The following is a 17,583-nucleotide window of genomic DNA, read 5'->3' on the forward strand; positions in this document are numbered from 1 at the left end:
AAAAGGACCCACGCGCATGATCTACCGCCCCCTCGGCCACAGTGGCCTGCAGGTTTCCGCCCTTACCTTGGGCAGCATGATGTTCGGCGAGCAGACCAGCACCGAGGACGCCCTGCGCATCATCGACAAGGCCTGGGACCAGGGCATCAACTTCATCGACACCGCCGACGTGTACAACGCCGGGCGTTCGGAAGAAATCGTCGGTGAAGCAGTGGCGCGCCATCGCCAGGACTGGATCGTCGCCAGCAAGGTCGGTTTCGGCCCGGCCGACGGCCTGCCAAACCGCAGCGGGTTGTCGCGCAAGCACATCTTCAATGCGCTGGAAGCCACACTCACGCGCATGGGCATGGATTACCTGGATATCTACTACCTGCACCGCGAAGACCACAAGGTGCCGCTGGAAGAAACCGTACAGGCCATTGGCGACCTGCTGCGCCAGGGCAAGATCCGCTACTGGGGCGTGTCCAACTTCCGTGGCTGGCGCATTGCCGAGGTCTGCCACATTGCCGAACGGCTGGGCGTGCCCAAACCGGTGGTGAGCCAGCCGTTGTACAACATCGTCAACCGCCAGGCCGAGCCGGAGCAGCTCAGCGCAGCCGCCGCACACGGGCTGGGCGTGGTGCCATTCAGCCCATTGGCCAGGGGCGTACTCAGTGGCAAGTATGCGCCGGGTGCCGTGCCCGATGCCGGCAGCCGCGCCGGGCGCCAGGACAAGCGCATCATGGAGGTGGAGTGGCGCCAGGAGTCGCTGGCCATCGCCCGGCAAATCCAGGCTTATGTAGAGGCCAAGGGTGTGGGCATTGTCGAGTTTGCCATTGCCTGGGTGCTGAACAACCAGTGCGTAAGTTCGGCGATTGTCGGGCCGCGTACCAAGGAACAGTGGGATACCTATGGTGGTGCATTGGCGGTGAAGATCACGGCGGAGGATGAAGCGTTCATCGACTCGCTGGTGGCGCCGGGGCATGCCTCTACGCCGGGGTTCAATGATGTGGCCCACTATGTGAGCGGTCGGTTGGCCCGTAGCTGATTATTTCCCGTACCGGCCTCTTCGCGGGTAAACCCGCTCCCACAGGATCTGCGATGGTTTCAAGGTAACCACAAGCCCTGTAGGAGCAGCCTTGTGCTGCGAAGAGGCCATTGCAGCCGAAGATAATCTTTAGCCTTACCGGCGTCTTCGCAGCACAAGGCTGCTCCTACAAGGAGAGTCGGCAGCCTGAGTGATGGTGAAACACAGCTTGAGGGCTATGCAATACCTGTGGGAGCGGGTTTACCCGCGAAGAGGCCGGTGCGGACAAAGCCATTGGGGAGCCCTGCGCCGGGCTCCCGGTCCCCCCATTCCCCAATCACCTCGGTATCGTGCGCACCATTGGTTTTTTACCTTTGGAGCTGCAATGAAACTCTTCCAACCTCTGCAAGTCGGCCCGCTTACCTTGGCCAACCGTGTGTTCATGGCCCCCCTCACCCGCCTGCGCAGCCTCGAACCGGGCGATGTGCCAACCGCCATGATGGCCGAGTATTACCGCCAGCGTGCCAGCGCCGGGCTGATCATCACCGAAGCCACCCAGATCTCCTTCCAGGCCAAGGGCTATTCCGGCTCGCCCGGCATTCATAGCGCCGAGCAGATTGCCGCCTGGAAGCACATCAACGAAGGCATTCACGCCGAAGGTGGCCACAGCGCCGTGCAGGTGTGGCACACCGGCCGGGTGTCGCACACCTCGTTGCAACCCGGCGGCGAAGCGCCTGTGGCGCCCTCGGCGCTGCCGGCCGGCGCCCGTACCACCCTGCGTGACGAACAAGGCAACCTGGTACGTGTAGAAACCTCCGCACCGCGTGCCCTGAGCGAGAACGAAATCGCAGGCATCGTCGCAGACTTCGGCCAGGCAGCGGTCAACGCCCGCGAAGCCGGCTTCGACTTCATCGAACTGCACGCTGCCCACGGCTATTTGCTACACCAGTTCCTTACCCCCAGCGCCAACCAGCGCGAGGACCGCTACGGCGGCAGCGTCGAAAACAGGGCGCGCATCGTGCTTGAAGCGGTGGACGCGGCGATTGCCAACTGGAGTGCCGAGCGCGTGGGTATCCGCGTGTTCCCGCTGGGTGGGTTCAATGGCGTGGACAATGGCGAAGATCAGGAGGCCGCAGGCCTTTACCTGATCCGCGAGCTGGCCAGGCGCAACCTCGCCTACCTGCACCTGTCCGAGCCGGACTGGGCCGGTGGCAAGCCGCTGCGTGACGAGTTCCGCCAGGCGATCCGCGCTGCCTATCCGGGGGTGATCATTGCTGCGGGTGCCTACACCGCCGAGAAAGGCGAAGACTTGATCGGGCGTGGTTTGATCGATGCCGTGGCGTTCGGGCGCAGCTACATCGCCAACCCTGACCTTGTACAGCGGCTACGGGTGCAGGCACCTCTGAACGAACATCGGACGCAATTTGATTACGCCAATGGGCCTGAAGGCTACACAGACTATCCGTTTCTGCACCAGGCCCTGGGCGCTAGTGAAGGTTGGGCTCATCGATAATGATGATATTCACCGCATACAAACGACCATCCTGCCCCCGGACCACTTCGTAACTGACGTTCTGGCCTTCACGAATCACCGGCGTGCCATCGCCGACAGCGCCGCGCAAAAAAACCACCTCTGCGTCTCCCGCCGCAGCAAGTTCAGCGGATGTCAGTGAGATTGCAGAAATAGGACGCTGGGCTTTTCTAGTCATGGATTGCGCCTCCTGTCAGCTGCGTGCTTGCAGCGTTCCAAGCGTAATCATGCATGGGCAACTCAACGCCTTCTACTGGCATTTTTGTCAGGCAAACGGCTTGTAAGTTTAAAAAAAACGGAGCCCTCCAGGGGCTCCGTTCTCCAGTGGCCGGGCACGCCTGGCGTGCCAGTCACTCAGGCAAATTATTCGGCGCGCACTTGCGCAGCCTGCATGCCTTTCTGCCCTTTCTCAGCAACGAAAGACACTTTCTGGCCTTCTTTCAGCGACTTGAAGCCGTCCGATTCAATGGCTTTGAAGTGAACGAAAAGGTCGTCGCCACCGCCGTCCGGGGTGATAAAACCGAACCCCTTCTCATCGTTGAACCATTTGACCGTACCTGATTGTCTGTTGGACATGCTGTAAACCCTCGAATGCCGATTGGTGCGTTTGCGTGGACAGTTAAAGCCGCCAGTCGATCGACTAGCCTCTTCACAGTGCATCTTGGGCGATCTGAGGCGAACTAGCCACTGACACTTTTATCAGTACGCAAAAAAATCGCTGAAAACTCATGCGCCACTACACAAGATCCGCCATGGCCTGAGCCGCAAAAGCGTATGAACGCTGCCGCGCCAGCGGATCGTGCATGCGGCAGTCGATCATCAGTTCATCTGCCCCGGTCTGCTCGATCAGCGAGCGCAGCCCTTCTCGTACCCGCTGCGGCCCGCCCGCCACGGTGCAGGCCATCACCTGTTCAAGCACCGCCCGCTCGTGCTCCGGCAGGCGCTCGACATAGCCCTCTTGCGGTTTTGGCAACAACCCCAGGCGCCCCACGTGCAGGTCCAGCATCCACTTGCGGTGGGAGCTGGCCAGGTAGTCTGCCTCGGCATCACTGGCGGCAGCGAACAGGTTCATGCCCACCATCACATAAGGCTTGGCCAATTGCGCTGAGGGTTGGAAGTTGGCGCGGTAATGGGCAATTGCCTGCAGCAGGTAACGCGGGGCAAAGTGCGAGGCGAAGGCATAGGGCAGGCCCAGCTTCGCTGCCAGGTCGGCGCCAAACAGGCTGGAGCCGAGGATCCACACCGGCACATCGTGGCTGCCAGGCACGCCACGCACCCGGCGTTGGCCGTTGTCGGCCAGGTAATCGCGCAGTTCGGCGATGTCCTGGCTGAAATCACGCTCTGGCGCTGCGCCGCGCAAGGCGCGCACGGTCGGCCCGGAGGTGCCAGGCGCGCGGCCCAGGCCCAGGTCGATACGGCCCGGGTGCAAGGTATCGAGGGTGCCGAACTGCTCGGCTATGACCAGCGGCGCATGGTTGGGCAACATGATGCCACCGGCGCCGACGCGGATGTGCCGGGTGGCATTGGCAATTTCGTTGATCATCAGTGAAGTGGCAGCCGAGCCGATGCCCGGCATGTCGTGGTGCTCGGCGATCCAGTAGCGGCTGTAGCGCTGTTGCTCGACATGGCGCGCCAGCTGGCGGGATTCTTCGATCGCGTCGGCGAAGGTCTTGCCGTCGCCGATCATGACCAGATCCAGTACGGACAGTGCAGTCATGGGGTCTCCAGAGGGATTATCAGTGGCTGACAGTCTCCCTGCTGCGCCGCCAGCGATAAACCCAGGTTCAGGCCCGGGATTGGGGCCTGATATTCCCCAGTCAGTATTCCCAAGGCACGCCCGTTTCCCAGCTGGCCACCAACAAGTCGATGAAACCGCGTACCCGGGGGGACAGGTGGCGCTTGCTCGGGTACACGATGCGAATCGGGTCCGCCGGTGGCCGGTAGGCGTGCAGCACTTCCACCAAGGTGCCGGCACGCAGGTCGTTACCGGTGATGTAGGTGGGCAGGTGAATCAGCCCGAAACCGGCGCGGGCACCGTCGAGCATCGCCTCCGAGCTGTCAATGTTCAATCGCCCAGGGTCTTCGCACAGGTGCAGCCCCGCTTCAGTATTGAAGCGCCAGGGCATGGATTTTTCGCCAGCGAGGAAGGCGATCTTGTCGTGACCATAAAGGTCGGCAGGCACCAGGGGAATACCTCGCACATCGAGATACGCGGGCGAAGCGCAGGTGACAAACTGCTGCCAGGCCACCGTGCGGGTCAACAGCTGCGAGTCTTCCTTGGGTGCGCCAATACGTACCGCAACGTCCACGCCCTCCTCGACCAGGTCGACGAAGCGGTCGGTGAAGCGGATGTCTGCGCGCAGCTCAGGCCACTGCTTGAGGTACTGGTCCAGGATCGGCAGCACATGGCGCTGGCCGAGCGACAGCGGCGCAGTCAGGCGCAAGGTGCCGGTGGGCTTGCCGCGGCGCTGGGCCATGGTGCTTTCCACCTCGTCCAGGTCATCCAGAATCTGCCGCCAGCGCTCATAGGCCACCAGGCCCTCGTCGGTAAGGCTCAGCTTGCGTGTGGTGCGGTTGAACAGGCGCACAGCCATGCGCGCTTCCAGCCGGGCGATACTCTTGCCCACCGCCGAGCGCGTCAGGCCCAGGCTGGCGGCGGCAGCGGTGAAACTGCCGGCCTTGGCGGCGCTGACGAAAGCGGCGATGTCGCCGAAGCGGTTGGGTTCCATGGTGTTTCCTGGCAGAAGTCAGACCGGCTTAGATGGGTGCGGATCCAGGTAATACAAGGTGCAGCTCCATTCCAACCCTCATTCTGCCCTCAGGTAGCGGTCGGTCCAGGCGGCCAACGGCAGTGGTGGCTGCTGTTCGATGATGCGCCGCCAGATCAGCAGCAGGTCATCACCATTGAACATCGAGCCAGGCCCACTGCCTTGCCACTTCGAAGGCACATCGGCAATCCAGTGCCCCTGGCTGTCGCGGTGGGCGATGTTGAAGCGGAACGTGTAATTGCCGGGGATGCCCATGCGCAGGTCGGTGACCACCAGCGCGTTGCCCACCTGGTCATAGCGCAGCCAGTCATCGGTGAACCAGCGCAAGCGCTGGTGCAAAGGGTCACCTGCCAGGGCTTTGGCCAGCTCCAGGTTACGGGGCAGGCGCTGCATTTCTGGTGCTTGCCGGTCGAACGCGCTGCTGATGCCTTCGTAGTAATCGCCGTCCGGGGTCTTTGCCAGCACCCGCCAGACCAGGCTGTTGAACGCGATCGGCACGGCGCGTACCTCGCTGGCGACGATGCCTTGCTGGTCGAGCGCCGCCTGGAAGCGCTGCTCGGCCGCCATGCGCCCGGCCAGGCCGAAACCCAGGTAGCTGGTGCTGAACACCAGGGCAATGGTCAGCAGGCGGCTAGCCCTGCTGGTCACGCCCTTGATGATGGCGTAGATCACCGCAGCCAGCAGCGGCAAGGTGTAGACCGGGTCGATGATGAACACCGCCGCCCAGCTTTGTGGGGTTACCTGTAAGGGCCAGAACAACTGCGTGCCGTAGACCGTAAAGGCGTCGAGCACCGGGTGGGTGACCAATACCAGCCAGAACGCCACAAACAGCCTGGGCAAGGTATAGCCCTTGCCGGGCCAGCATCTGTTCACCAGCCAGGCCAGCAGCAAAGCCAGCCCGGTGAGCACGAACAGCGAGTGGGAGAAGCCGCGGTGGTAGGTCATCTGCGACACCGGGTCGGCGTAGCGGATGATCACATCCAGGTCCGGCAGCGTGCCCAGTGCTGCGCCATACAGCAGCGAGCGGCGGCCCTGGATGCGCCCGAGCACGGTCCCTTGCAGGGCCGCGCCGAGTACGGCTTGGGTAATGGAGTCCAAGGGTGGCATTCCTGAAAGAGTCGTTTCCGGAAACTACCTTCATACGCCCCTGGTGCGCAATTCCCCTGGGTGGCTCAGAACAGCTGCCATGTGTACACCAGCGTCAAACGATTTTCGTCGATGTCGCTGCGGTAGTTGGACCGCGCCATGGCATTGCGCACCCTGATCCCTAGCCCCTTCAGCACTCCACTTTGCACCGCATAGCCGATATCCAGGTCACGTTCCCGGTCACGCCCTTCGTAACCCAGCCCGGTATCGACATTGTTACCGGTGATGTAGCGCACGGTCGCCGTTAACCCCGGCACCCCCATGGCTGCGAAGTTATAGTCGTAACGCACCTGGTACGAACGCTCGTCGGTGTAGGCGAATTCATAGGTGGGCACCTCGTTACCCAGCGGCGAGATGTTGGCGAATACCCGTGGGAACGGGCTGTCGCCATAGATACCCTGGTAACCCACATGGAAGCTGTGCCCGCCATGCCGGGCGGTGAACATCGAGAAGAACGCCTGGTTGTCGATGTTTCCGAGCAACGCGTCGCCGTCCTCACGCGCGGTGAAGTAGCCCAGGTTGGCGCCGAGTACCCAGTCCCCCACGGGTTTGCTGTGCTTCAGGCCGACAAAGCCCTGTGCGTAGATATCCTCCAGTTGCCCGTACCACAGGCTGACGCTGCTATGGTTGGCATTGAACGCATAGTCCCCGCCGACGTAGTTGAAGGCATCGCTCTCGGCCTGACGCATCGGCACATGGCCGAGCATCGCGTTCATCTTGCCGTCGCCGCCTTCGTTGCGCAGGTGGGTGCTTTTCAAATGCCCGGCCTGCACGGTCAGCCCGTCAATTTCCGACGAGCTCACGCTCGCGCCCTGGTAGGTCGGTGGCAGCAGGCGGATGTCGCTGAAGGTCAGTACCGGCAGGTTCGGTTGCAGCTCACCGACACGCAGTTCGGTCTTCGACAGGCGGGCCTTGAAGGTGGGCGCCAGGCGGCTGTACTCGTCGGCAGCACGGCCGTCGCCATGCACCGGCAGCAGGCCGGTATTGGTGCGGTCGGGGCTGCTGTCGAGCTTGATGCCCAGCAGGCCCAGGGCGTCCACGCCAAAGCCCACCGTACCGGGGGTGTAACCGGATTTGAAGTCGAGGATAAAGCCCTGTGCCCACTCCTCGGCCTTGGACTGCTTGTTGGCCCCGACAATGTCGGAGAAATCGCGGCTGAAGTAATAGTTGCGGGCACTCAGCGTGGCCTTCGAATCCTCGAAGAAACCGCCTTCGGCGGCCAGCAATGGTTGGCTGAGCAAAGTCAGGCCCAGGGCAACGCATGGGGTGTGGTTCATTCCGAAGCTCTCTTGATCTTGTTTTTATGGATAAAGCGTTGGAAAACGGCAGTTCATGGGGTGCGGCGCAGCACCTCCCGGGCACGTGGCTGGCGCAGCCTGAGCAGTGCATGGGCCAGCAGGCCGAACAACAACCCCCAGAACGCCGCCGACAGGCCAAGGAAAGCCACCCCCGACGCGGTGACCAGGAAAGTGAACAGCCCGGCATCACGCTCGGCCGGTTCTGCCAGGCTGCGGGCCAGGGCTTCGCTGATGGCCCCATACAAAGCCAGCCCGGCCAGGGCCGCGATCAGCGCGGCGGGAAAGGCTGCGAACAGCGACATCAATGTGGCACCGGCAATGCCCAGCAGCAGGTAAAGCGTGCTGCCAGCCACCGCCGCCACATAGCGCCGCCGTGGGTTTTCGTGGGCCTCATGGCCCGTGCACAGGCTGGCGGTAACCGCTGCCAGGTTCAGCCCGTGGCAGCCGAACGGCGCCAGCGCGGCACCGGCCAGGGCACTGGCGCTGATCAACGGGCTGGCCGGTGTGGCGTAACCTGCATTGCGCAACACCGCCATGCCCGGCATGAATTGCCCGGTCAACGCCACCAGTACCATCGGTAGCGCCAGGCTGACCACCGCCGACAGGCTGAACTGCGGGGTGATCCACTGCGGTGACGCCAGTTCCAGCACCAGTGCCTCGCTACGGAATGCACCGCTGGCCACGGTTACCAGGGTGCCCACGCACAGCACCGCAGCCACTGCATAACGGGGCTGAACCCGGCGCATCAGCACGTAGGTGACGAACATCGCCAGTACCAGCAACGGCTGCACGGGCAAGGCGCGGAACACTTCGATACCGAAACTGAACAGGATGCCAGCCTGCATGCCGGCGGCGATGGACCCGGGCAGGCGAGCGATGATGCGGTCGAAGGCCCCGCTGATGCCGATCAGCAGCAGCACCAGGTTGGCCACCAGGTAGGCACCCACGGCCTGCTCCAGGCCAAGTTGCGGCAAGGCGGTGACCAGCAGCGCCGAGCCGGGGATCGACCAGGCGATCACCACCGGCACGCGGTAGCGCAGGCTGAGCAGCGCACCGAGCACGGCACTGCCCATGGACACTGCCCAGACCCAGGATGACAACTGCTGGTGAGACAGCCCGGCCGCTTCGGCAGCGTGGAAAATGATCACCAGCGGGCCGGCGTAGGAGATCATCGTGGCAATGCAACCAGCGACGATGGCGGACAGCGAACTGTCCTTGATCAGGGTTTTCATGGGGCATCTCGCAAGGCATCGGCCGGCCTTTGTGGCTGGCTCTTGTTCTGGTGTTGGCTTCTTCGCGGGCTTGCCCGCTCCCACAGGTCCAGTGCAGTGCCCCGGGTTCGCGCAGCCCGCGAAGAAGCCAACTCGGTGTATCAGGCCTCCTGCAAAGCCCTCGGCCTGCTGCTGCGCTGCTCATCCGCGCTGGCCTGGGCCTGTTGCAACTGGAAGTCGAACTTCAGCTCGGCATGCCGCCCCGCTTCACCCTCGACAAACACCACCTCCCCCACCAGCCCATCCCGCGTTGCGTAGGCAAAGTCATCCCACAGGTACTTGTCCCCGGACAGGTTGATTTGCGTGGTCAGGTGCCGATGCCCCGGTGCAGAGATGAAGAAGTGCACGTGCGCCGGGCGCTGGCCATGGCGGCCCAGCAGGTCCAGGCACTCCTGGGTTGGCCCCCGCGGGTCGCATCCGTAGCCCGACGGCACGATGGAGCGCGCGCGATAACGCCCTTCGGCATCGGTGACGATGCGACGGCGCAGGTTGTAGTCGGACTGGCTCTGGTCGAAGAACGAATAGGTGCCACGGGTATTGGCATGCCACAGGTCAACTGTGGCCCCTGCCAGCGGTTGCCCTTGCGGGTCGAACACCTGGCCTTGCAGATGCATCAGCGTGCCCACGCCGTCTTCACTGCCATCGTCCATGCGCACTTCACCGTGGGCGATGGGCGCGCCCGCCACATACAGTGGGCCTTCGATGGTGCGTGGTGTACCCCCGGCAAGCCCTGCCTGCTGGTCCTTGGCGTCCTGCAACAGGTCGAGGAAGTGCTCGATGCCCAGGCCCGCCACCAGCAGCCCGGCTTCGCCGCGCCCACCCAGGCGGTTGAGGTAGTCGACGGCATGCCAGAACTCGTCCTCGCTGACGTCCAGGTCTTCGATCAGCCGCGCGGTGTCTTGCAGCACGCGTTGCACAATACGCTTCAGGCGTGGGTTGCCTTCATCGTTGCCAAAGCCTGCGGCCTCCTCGAAAAACCGCTGTACCTCGGCAGTGTGGGAAATTGTCACGGTCATGTGCGGTACCTCACCTTGTTCTTTTCGGTTTATGCCTGCGCTGCCACGGCCTGGGCCTGCCGACGGCCGCTGGCCAGGTGCACGGCCATGGCCAGGGCGGCAATCGCGCCTGGGATGGCGAAGGCGATGAAGTTGAGTTGCAGGGGCAGGTTGATCCCCATCAGTGCGCCGCCCAGCAAGGGGCCGACGATGGCGCCGTTGCGGCCGACACCCGAGGCCCAGCCAAGCCCCGTGGAACGCATCGACAGCCCATACATTTGCGCAGCGCCGGCATACAGCAGGATCTGCGTACCAATGGTGGTGGCGCCGGCAATGAAGATCAGCAGGTACAACACCGGCATCGGGCTGTTGACGCCCAGTAAGCTGATCGACAGCGCGGCGGCAATGAAGAACGCCACCTTGACCTTGACCAGGTTGTAGCGGTCGCCCAGCCAGCCACCGAGGATGGCCCCGGCCATGCCGCCGAAGTTCAACGCCAGCAGGAACGACAGGCTGGAGCCCAGGCTGTAGCCAGCGTTGGCCATCAGTTTCGGCAACCAGGAGCTGAGTGCATAAACCATCAGCAGGCAGCAGAAGAACGCCAGCCACAGCGCCAGGGTGCGAATGGCCAGGCCGTTGCGGAACAGCTCCAGCACCGACGCCCCGCCACCGGCTTTGCGGTCAGCCGCCTGCAGCACGTCATCGGCCTGCACGTCGCATTGCGGGTCCAGCCGTTTGAGCAAGGCACGCGCTTCCTCGGTACGCCCCTTGCGCACCAGAAAACCGATGGACTCTGGCAGGTAATACAGGATCACCGGCAACAGCAGCAAAGGCACTGCAGCTGCGAAGAACATCGACTCCCAGCCGAAACGCGGCAGCATGAAAATGCCGACGCCCGCCGACAGCATGCCGCCCAACGAATAGCCGCTGAACATGATCGCGACCAGTGTGCTGCGCAAGCGCTTGGGCGCGTACTCGTTCATCAATGCCACGGCGTTGGGCATCAGGCCGCCACAGCCCAGGCCAGCGATAAAGCGGTAGATGCCAAACTCGCTCGGGCTGCTGGCAAAACCGTTGAAGATGGTCGCCACCGAGAACAAGGCGAAACAGATGGCAATGCCCTTCTTGCGCCCGATGCGGTCGGCCAGGCTGCCGAACGCCAGGGCGCCGAACATCATGCCGAACAGCGCGTAGCTGCCCAGCGCACCGGCCTGCAAAGGGGTCAGGCCCCACTCTTTCATGATGACCGGCAGTACCACGCCGTAGATGAACAGGTCATAGCCGTCGAAGATCAACAACAGGCCGCACCAGGCCATGACCATCCAGTGAAACGGGGTAAAGCGCGCGTTATCGATGATCGGGTGTACGTCAAGGGTTCGCATGGCATCTGTCGCTCTTGTTTTTGTTGTGATGGAAAGCTGTTGCCTTGGGGTGTTGCTCAGCCGAGGTCGCCGCCCCCGACCGGCAGGGTTACGCCGGTGATGTATGAAGCCTCGTCGGAAGCGAGGAACAGAATCGCCCCCACCTGCTCGTCGATGCTGCCGTAGCGGTGCATCAGGCTGCTGTCGAGGGTCTGGTCGACAATCTGCTGGTACCAGTGTTTTTCCTGTTCGCTTTGCGAGGCGCTGTTGCGTGGCACGCGCCGGGGTGGTGCTTCGGTGCCGCCGGGCGCAGTGGCGTTGACGCGGATACCCCGGCCGGCGGTTTCGAAGGCCAGGCATGCGGTAAGCGCGTTGACACCGCCTTTGGCCGCGCCATAGGGCACGCGGTTTACGCCACGGGTGGCGATGGACGAGACGTTGACGATGGCGCCGCTGCCGCGCTCAAGCATGTACGGCAGCGCGGCATGGCAGCACCACAGGGTTGGGAACAGCGAACGGCGCACTTCGGCCTCGATCTGCTCGACTTCGTAGTGTTCGAAAGGCTTGGCCCAGATGGTGCCGCCGACGTTGTTCACCAGGATGTCGAGGCGGCCGAAGGTTTCCACCGCACTGGCCATGACCCGGGTGCAATCGGTGTGTTGCTCCAGGTCGGCGGTGAGGGTGAGCATGCCTTCGCCGGCCAGCTCGTGGACCAGTTCGGAACGGTCTACCGCCACCACTTGCGCGCCTTCGGCCTTGAGCCGCCAGCACACGCCCCGGCCGATGCCCTGGGCGGCACCGGTGACCAGGGCGACCTTGCCTTGGAATCTGTTGTTCATGTGTTTCTCCTGCATGAACCGGTTAATGGCAATTGGGAGGGCTGCGCCCTCCATCGCGACGCAAGGCCGCTCCTACATGGATCGCGTTTCCCTGTAGGAGCGGCCTTGTGTCGCGAAAGGGCCGCAAAGCGGCCCCGGCGATCTGTCAGGCCGCCGCCGCAAACTTCTCGTAGTAGAAGTTGGCCGGTGTGATGCCCTTCTCGCGCACGTACTGGCTGACCGCCTCGACCATCGGCGGTGGCCCGCACAGGTACAGGTCCACATCCCCGTCGTTGAGGTGGCGTGGCTCGATGTGCTGGGTCACGTAGCCCTTTTGCGGGTACTGGCTGTCCGGGTTGGCCACGCAGGCGCTGTAGGTAAAGTTGGGTATGCGCGCCGCCAGCGCTTGCAGGCGGTCCAGCTCGACCAGGTCGAAGTCGTTGGTCACGCCATAGATCAGGTGCAGCGGGTGCTCACTGCCCTGCTCGGCGATCTTCTCCAGCATCGCGGTGAACGGCGCCAGGCCGGTACCGCCAGCCAACAGCAACAGCGGGCGCTGGATCGGCCGCAGGTAGAAGCTGCCCAGCGGCCCGGCCAGGCTCATGCTGTCGCCGGCTTTGGCCAGGTTGGTCAGGAAGCTGCTCATCAACCCGCCTGGTACGTTGCGGATCAGGAAGCTGACTTCGCCGCCCTTCTGCAACGAACTGAACGAATAGGCGCGGGTCTGCTCGCTGCCCGGCACCTTGAGGTTGACGTACTGGCCCGGCAGGAAGGCCAGGCGGCTTAGCGCTTCACCCTTGATCGACAGGGCGATTGTGCTGGCTGACAGTTGGCGCACGTCGCTGATGGCGGCCTCGAAGCTGGCCTGTTCGGTCTTGCACAGCTGCGACGAAGCCGGGATGCGGATGACGCAGTCGCTTTCGGCGCGCATCTGGCAGGTCAGTACGTAGCCTTGGGCAATTTCGTCTTCGTTCAGGGCATCTTCAATGAAGTTGTCGCCCAGGTCGTAGCGGCCGGATTCGGCCTTGCACTTGCAGGTACCGCAGGCGCCGTCGCGGCAGTCCAGCGGGATGTTGATGCCCTGGCGGTAGGCAGCGTCAGCCACGGTTTCATGGCCGGCAGCTTCGATGAAGCGGGTAACCCCGTCTTCGAAATTCAGTGCGATCTGGTAGCTCATGTTGCACCTCGCGGGCGAGCCGGCCCACGGCACGTCGCAAGACGCACCGGGCAGTGCTCGCAAAACCCTGTATCAGATGTGGTAGATGTCGATGACCTGGCGTACGTAGTCGTTCTTCAGCACCACCTTCTTGCTCTTGATCAGCGGCTGTTCGCCGCGCAGGTCGAGGGTGTAGAAGCTGGTACCGAAGTAACTGTCGGTGGTCTTGTAGCGGAAGCTCAGGGTGTGCCAGTTGAAACGCACCTGGCAGCCGCCCTCGCCCTGCTCGACGATCTCGATGTTGCTGATGTTGTGCGAGGTGCGGGTGTCGGGCACCGTTGCACTGGAACGCTCGGTCTTGATGCGGAACACGCGGTCTTCCAGGCCGCCACGGTTGCCGTACCAGATCAGCGAGATTTCGCTTTGTGGGTCTTCGGTGAGGGTGTCGTCATCGTCCCAGCTTGGCATCCAGAAGCTGGCATCGCTGGCGTACAGTTCCAGCCACTGGTCCCACTGGGCGTCGTCCAGGTAGCGCGCTTCGCGGTAGAGGAAGTCGCGCACGGTCTCATACAGGCTCATTGCACGGCCTCCACGGGGATCAGTTGCTGGTCGTCCTTCAAGGCCTGGATCATGGTGTCCTGCCAGTACTTGTGCTGCAGCACGAACAGGCCTTCGTCCTCGGTACGCACGCCGGACAGCAGCGGTGCGAGCTCAATCTCCCTGGCCGCCTCATCGGCGCCTTCAACCCAGTGTTTCGCACCGCGGGACATGTCGTTCCAGCCGGTGCCGCCGCCGTAGCCGGTCTGGCACGAGCGGAACTCTTCCAGGTCGTCCGGGGTGGCCATGCCGCTGACGTTGAAGAAGTCTTCGTACTGGCGGATGCGCTTGGCACGGGCATCGGCGCTTTCGCCTTTGGGCGCGATGCAATAGATGGTGATTTCGGTCTTGTTCACCGAAATGGGCCGGGCAACGCGGATCTGCGAACTGAACTGGTCCATCAGGTACACGTTCGGGTACAGGCACAGGTTGCGCGAGTTCTCGATCATCCAGTCGGCACGTGCCTGGCCGAAGTCGGCGGCCAGCTGGTCGCGGCGCTCATAGGCCGGGCGGTCCTCCGGGTTGGCCCAGCGGGTCCACAACAGCAGGTGGCCGTGATCGAAGGAGTAGAAGCCGCCGCCCTGCTTGGCCCAGGAGCCGGCGCTCATGGTCTTGATCTCGTCGCCCGCCTCGCGCTGCTTGCGCTGGTTCTGAGTAGCGGCGTAGTTCCAGTGCACGGAGCTGACGTGGTACCCGTCAGCGCCGTTCTCGGCGGTGAGCTTCCAGTTGCCTTCGTAAATGTACGAGCTGGCACCGCGCAGCACTTCCAGGCCTTCCGGCGACTGGTCGACGATCATGTCGATGATCTTGGCCGACTCGCCCAGGTGCTCCACCAACGGCTTCACATCGGCATTCAGGCTGCCAAACAAAAAGCCCCGGTACGATTCGAATCGCGCCACCTTGGTCAGGTCGTGCGAGCCGTCGCAGTTGAAGCTGTCGGGGTAGCCGGCGTTGCTCGGGTCTTTCACCTTCAGCAGTTTGCCGCTGTTGTTGAACGTCCAGCCGTGGAACGGGCAGGTATAGCTGGAACGGTTGCCGCGCTTGTGCCGGCACAGCATGGCGCCGCGGTGGCTGCAGGCGTTGAGGAAGGCATTCAGCTCACCGTCCTTGTTGCGCGCGATGAAGATCGGCTGGCGCCCCATGGTCAGGGTGAGGAAGTCGTTTTTCTCGGGGATCTGGCTTTCGTGGGCCAGGTAGATCCAGTTGCCCTCGAAGATGTGTTTCATCTCCAGGTCGAACAGGCGTGGGTCGGTGAACATCTCGCGCTTGCAGCGGTAGATGCCCTTTTCACGGTCGTCCTCGAGCATGGCATTGAGGTAGTCGAATCCCAGGGACATGGCCAGGGTCTCCATTGTTATTGTTTAGACCTGGTCAGGTTAGGGAGACGACTGGCGGGGGACTATCCGGATTGTGCAGAGTGCTATCCAGCTGTGCCGGGATCTCGCACCTTGGGAACCCGTCGTTTGGGGTCATGGAGCCAGCTTGCAACAACATCGTTCACAAGCGTGTTCATGCTACCTGCCGCTTGCATTTTTGCATTGAGTGGTGCGACTACCGCGAGCGCATCCATTAATTGACTGTTGGACGAGATGGGAGTCGCAGCCGGATTGACAGGATAGCCAGCGGCTCTCTTCAAATTTTCTCCGATGTTGCTGGATAGCTTCACTGCAGTGCCTTGCACCAATAATTTTTGAGCATCTGACCAGTTCGGTGAATTCATGATGGGTTGTATTTGATCACCGTAACCACGTCCAAGACTGTTGATAGTGCCTACAACTTGCTTGCTTACAATATGGTCAGCGGCTCCCGCATAGGATCGGACACTCGACAGGTTGGTAGGGTGTTGACGTGGCCTCGGAGTTTCAGGCGTTTCCCAGATAGTCCGGAGCGTAGGGGCTTTTGAAATCTTGGGAAACTTTATATGCCCACTGGGATCACTATAATTAACCGGATCCCCACCACAGTAGGCATAACAATTTAATCCTCCAGCACCCATTGGGCTCAAACTGTCAGGGCTGTGGAATCTCATCAAAACGGGATTGAACGCACGGTATCCGTTCCCCAGCAGGTAGTACCCTGTGGCGGATTCTGTTCTCTGCCCGTTGAAGCGCAGGACTGATGCGTATTGATCGCATCCGTCATGCCCATAAAGGGTGTACTGCAATGAAGTCGACATGATTGCCACCTTTTACCCGAGATAAAGTTAAGGGTGGCTTGCGCATGAAATACAAACAACTGGCAGAATTATCAGGTGGCCAGGCTATCGTGCCTCATCCCCGCCGCTTGAACGTCTGCGAAGGCAGTTCGCCAAACTGCTGGCGATACACCTCGGAAAAGCGCCCTAGGTGCAAGAAACCGTAATCCAGCGCAAGCTCTGTCACGCTGCGCACGCCACAACTCGGATCGTTGAGACAGGCATGCACCCGCTCAAGCTTTCGCTGCCGCACGTAATGCTTGGGCGTGGTGCTAAGGTGCTGTTCAAACAACGCATAGAGCGAACGCAAACTCATGCAGGCCTGCTCTGCCAGCACTTCTGCGGACAGCTCCAGCTTCAGGTTGCGTTCGATGTAATCAAGAATGCGCTCAAGGCCGGCCTGCGGTGCGCTCAGGCTTTCGCGGCGGATATTGGTGCTCATCAGGGTGAGCAACTTGCTCGCGACAATCTGGCTGTAGTGGCCCTGCACCCTGGGCAGCGAATCGCTCACTTCCGCTTCATGACAAACCATGGCCAGCAGGTTGACGAACCCATCCAGTTCATCCAGCCGATAATGATTGCGCAAAAACCGCACGCCCCCGTCGGGCCGGTGCCAGCGCTGCTCGTCGCAGATCGAGTCCAGCAGCCGGGTGGGCACTTTGAGGATGAACTTCTCGCAGTCTTCCGAATAGGTCAGGTCAACCGGATCATCCGGGTTGATCAGCAGCAGTTCGCCGGGTACCAGGTGCTGCTCGCGCTTGTGCCCGCGCCACAGGCAGTTGCCGTTCAGCAGCACTTGCAGGTGGTAGATGGTTTCCAGCGCTGGCGAGGTAACGCGCACGCTGCCCCCGTAGCTGATGCGGCACAGGTCGAGTTCGGCGAACTTGCGGTGGCTGAGGCTGGCCTGGGGATGGGTGGTCCGGGACAGACCGATGCAATGCTGGCCTACATGCTGGTTCACATAATCGGACACAGCATAAGGGTCGGCGTGGTGAAACACGCTACTGCGCTCGCTCAGCAGGCGGCTTTCCATAGGCAAGGCACTCGGTATCGTTATTGTTCTGGTCGCCGCGTCCTACGGCCTTGTGGGCTGTGGTTGCAGTCGTCACGGTCATTCTATCGGGCCGGTTGCGGGTCGCGGGGGCAGGCGACAACCGGTGGATAGGCACACTACAGCAAAAAGGCAGGGTTTGGGCAATGCGGCGGCGGGATTGGATGGGCGGATAGCGGACAGGTCAGGCGCAGCTAATGTTCGTTTATCGAACAGTGTTTACCTGTCGCGGCCTCTTCTTGGTGTACGACCGGAGACATCGTTTACATCGTAAACCGGGGACATGGTTTACACATTTGAGGCTTGGACGCGGTTTGCACCCCGTTCAAGCCTCCCCAGGAGATGGTCACACAGGAACACATCCCAAACATCATCTTCTACTTCTTTCAGG

Annotated in this window: 16 protein-coding genes and 1 pseudogene; 2 read left to right on the forward strand and 15 right to left on the reverse strand. The window is 62.2% G+C overall.

Going from position 1 to position 17,583, the window contains the following annotated elements; all coding sequences use genetic code 11:
* The first annotated feature begins 16 nt into the window (after positions 1–16).
* Both AK81_RS18830 and AK81_RS18835 read left to right on the forward strand, forming a co-directional pair.
* Positions 17–1,027 carry an aldo/keto reductase gene (locus tag AK81_RS18830; protein ID WP_043201258.1) on the forward strand — a complete coding sequence of 337 codons (1,011 nt, stop codon included), beginning with the start codon at positions 17–19 and terminating at the stop codon, positions 1,025–1,027.
* A gap of 364 nt (positions 1,028–1,391) precedes the next feature.
* Positions 1,392–2,519: an alkene reductase gene (locus tag AK81_RS18835; RefSeq protein ID WP_043201260.1), complete on the forward strand. Its 1,128-nt coding sequence runs from the start codon at positions 1,392–1,394 to the stop codon at positions 2,517–2,519.
* On the opposite strand, the gene AK81_RS29715 is transcribed toward AK81_RS18835, so the two are convergent.
* The 15 genes and pseudogenes from AK81_RS29715 to benR form a co-directional block, all read right to left on the reverse strand.
* Entirely contained in the window at positions 2,494–2,715 is a 222-nt protein-coding gene (locus AK81_RS29715; RefSeq protein WP_154100816.1) for a cold-shock protein, read from the reverse strand. The genes AK81_RS18835 and AK81_RS29715 overlap by 26 nt on opposite strands.
* A 185-nt stretch (positions 2,716–2,900) precedes the next feature.
* The gene (locus AK81_RS18840; RefSeq protein ID WP_016499620.1) at positions 2,901–3,113 is read right to left on the reverse strand and encodes a cold-shock protein; all 213 of its coding nucleotides are present in this window, start codon (positions 3,111–3,113) and stop codon (positions 2,901–2,903) included.
* Between the two features lie 160 nt (positions 3,114–3,273).
* Positions 3,274–4,254: an LLM class flavin-dependent oxidoreductase gene (locus tag AK81_RS18845; protein WP_043201261.1), complete on the reverse strand. Its 981-nt coding sequence runs from the start codon at positions 4,252–4,254 to the stop codon at positions 3,274–3,276.
* 100 nt (positions 4,255–4,354) lie between these two features.
* The gene (locus AK81_RS18850; RefSeq protein ID WP_043201262.1) at positions 4,355–5,266 is read right to left on the reverse strand and encodes a LysR family transcriptional regulator; all 912 of its coding nucleotides are present in this window, start codon (positions 5,264–5,266) and stop codon (positions 4,355–4,357) included.
* 78 nt (positions 5,267–5,344) lie between these two features.
* Positions 5,345–6,403, reverse strand: a complete 1,059-nt coding sequence (locus tag AK81_RS18855) for a metal-dependent hydrolase (RefSeq protein ID WP_043201263.1) — start codon at positions 6,401–6,403, stop codon at positions 5,345–5,347.
* Between the two features lie 74 nt (positions 6,404–6,477).
* Positions 6,478–7,728: an OprD family porin gene (locus AK81_RS18860; RefSeq protein ID WP_043201264.1), complete on the reverse strand. Its 1,251-nt coding sequence runs from the start codon at positions 7,726–7,728 to the stop codon at positions 6,478–6,480.
* Positions 7,729–7,781: 53 nt separating this feature from the next.
* Positions 7,782–8,981 carry a benzoate/H(+) symporter BenE family transporter gene (locus AK81_RS18865; RefSeq protein ID WP_043201265.1) on the reverse strand — a complete coding sequence of 400 codons (1,200 nt, stop codon included), beginning with the start codon at positions 8,979–8,981 and terminating at the stop codon, positions 7,782–7,784.
* Positions 8,982–9,121: 140 nt separating this feature from the next.
* Positions 9,122–10,036, reverse strand: a complete 915-nt coding sequence (gene catA / locus AK81_RS18870) for a catechol 1,2-dioxygenase (protein ID WP_043201267.1) — start codon at positions 10,034–10,036, stop codon at positions 9,122–9,124.
* Between the two features lie 29 nt (positions 10,037–10,065).
* Positions 10,066–11,397 carry an MFS transporter gene (locus AK81_RS18875; RefSeq protein WP_043201269.1) on the reverse strand — a complete coding sequence of 444 codons (1,332 nt, stop codon included), beginning with the start codon at positions 11,395–11,397 and terminating at the stop codon, positions 10,066–10,068.
* 56 nt (positions 11,398–11,453) lie between these two features.
* Positions 11,454–12,215, reverse strand: a complete 762-nt coding sequence (locus AK81_RS18880) for a 1,6-dihydroxycyclohexa-2,4-diene-1-carboxylate dehydrogenase (RefSeq protein ID WP_043201272.1) — start codon at positions 12,213–12,215, stop codon at positions 11,454–11,456.
* Positions 12,216–12,360: 145 nt separating this feature from the next.
* Positions 12,361–13,371, reverse strand: a complete 1,011-nt coding sequence (gene benC / locus AK81_RS18885; RefSeq protein WP_043201275.1) for a benzoate 1,2-dioxygenase electron transfer component BenC — start codon at positions 13,369–13,371, stop codon at positions 12,361–12,363.
* Positions 13,372–13,443: 72 nt separating this feature from the next.
* Complete coding sequence (benB, locus tag AK81_RS18890; RefSeq protein ID WP_043201283.1) at positions 13,444–13,929, reverse strand: benzoate 1,2-dioxygenase small subunit; 486 nt, start codon at positions 13,927–13,929, stop codon at positions 13,444–13,446.
* Complete coding sequence (gene benA, locus AK81_RS18895) at positions 13,926–15,284, reverse strand: benzoate 1,2-dioxygenase large subunit (RefSeq protein WP_043201301.1); 1,359 nt, start codon at positions 15,282–15,284, stop codon at positions 13,926–13,928. The genes benB and benA overlap by 4 nt, the downstream gene beginning before the upstream one ends.
* 584 nt (positions 15,285–15,868) lie before the next feature.
* Positions 15,869–16,114, reverse strand: a pseudogene (locus AK81_RS30485) (RHS repeat-associated core domain-containing protein); the annotation flags it as partial.
* Between the two features lie 103 nt (positions 16,115–16,217).
* Positions 16,218–17,174 (reverse strand): benABC operon transcriptional activator BenR, encoded by a 957-nt coding sequence (benR, locus tag AK81_RS18900; RefSeq protein WP_043201285.1) that lies wholly within the window; start codon positions 17,172–17,174, stop codon positions 16,218–16,220.
* Positions 17,175–17,583 lie beyond the last annotated feature (409 nt).

The organism is Pseudomonas putida W15Oct28 (genome assembly GCF_000708715.2).
GTDB classification, from domain to species: domain Bacteria; phylum Pseudomonadota; class Gammaproteobacteria; order Pseudomonadales; family Pseudomonadaceae; genus Aquipseudomonas; species Aquipseudomonas putida_R.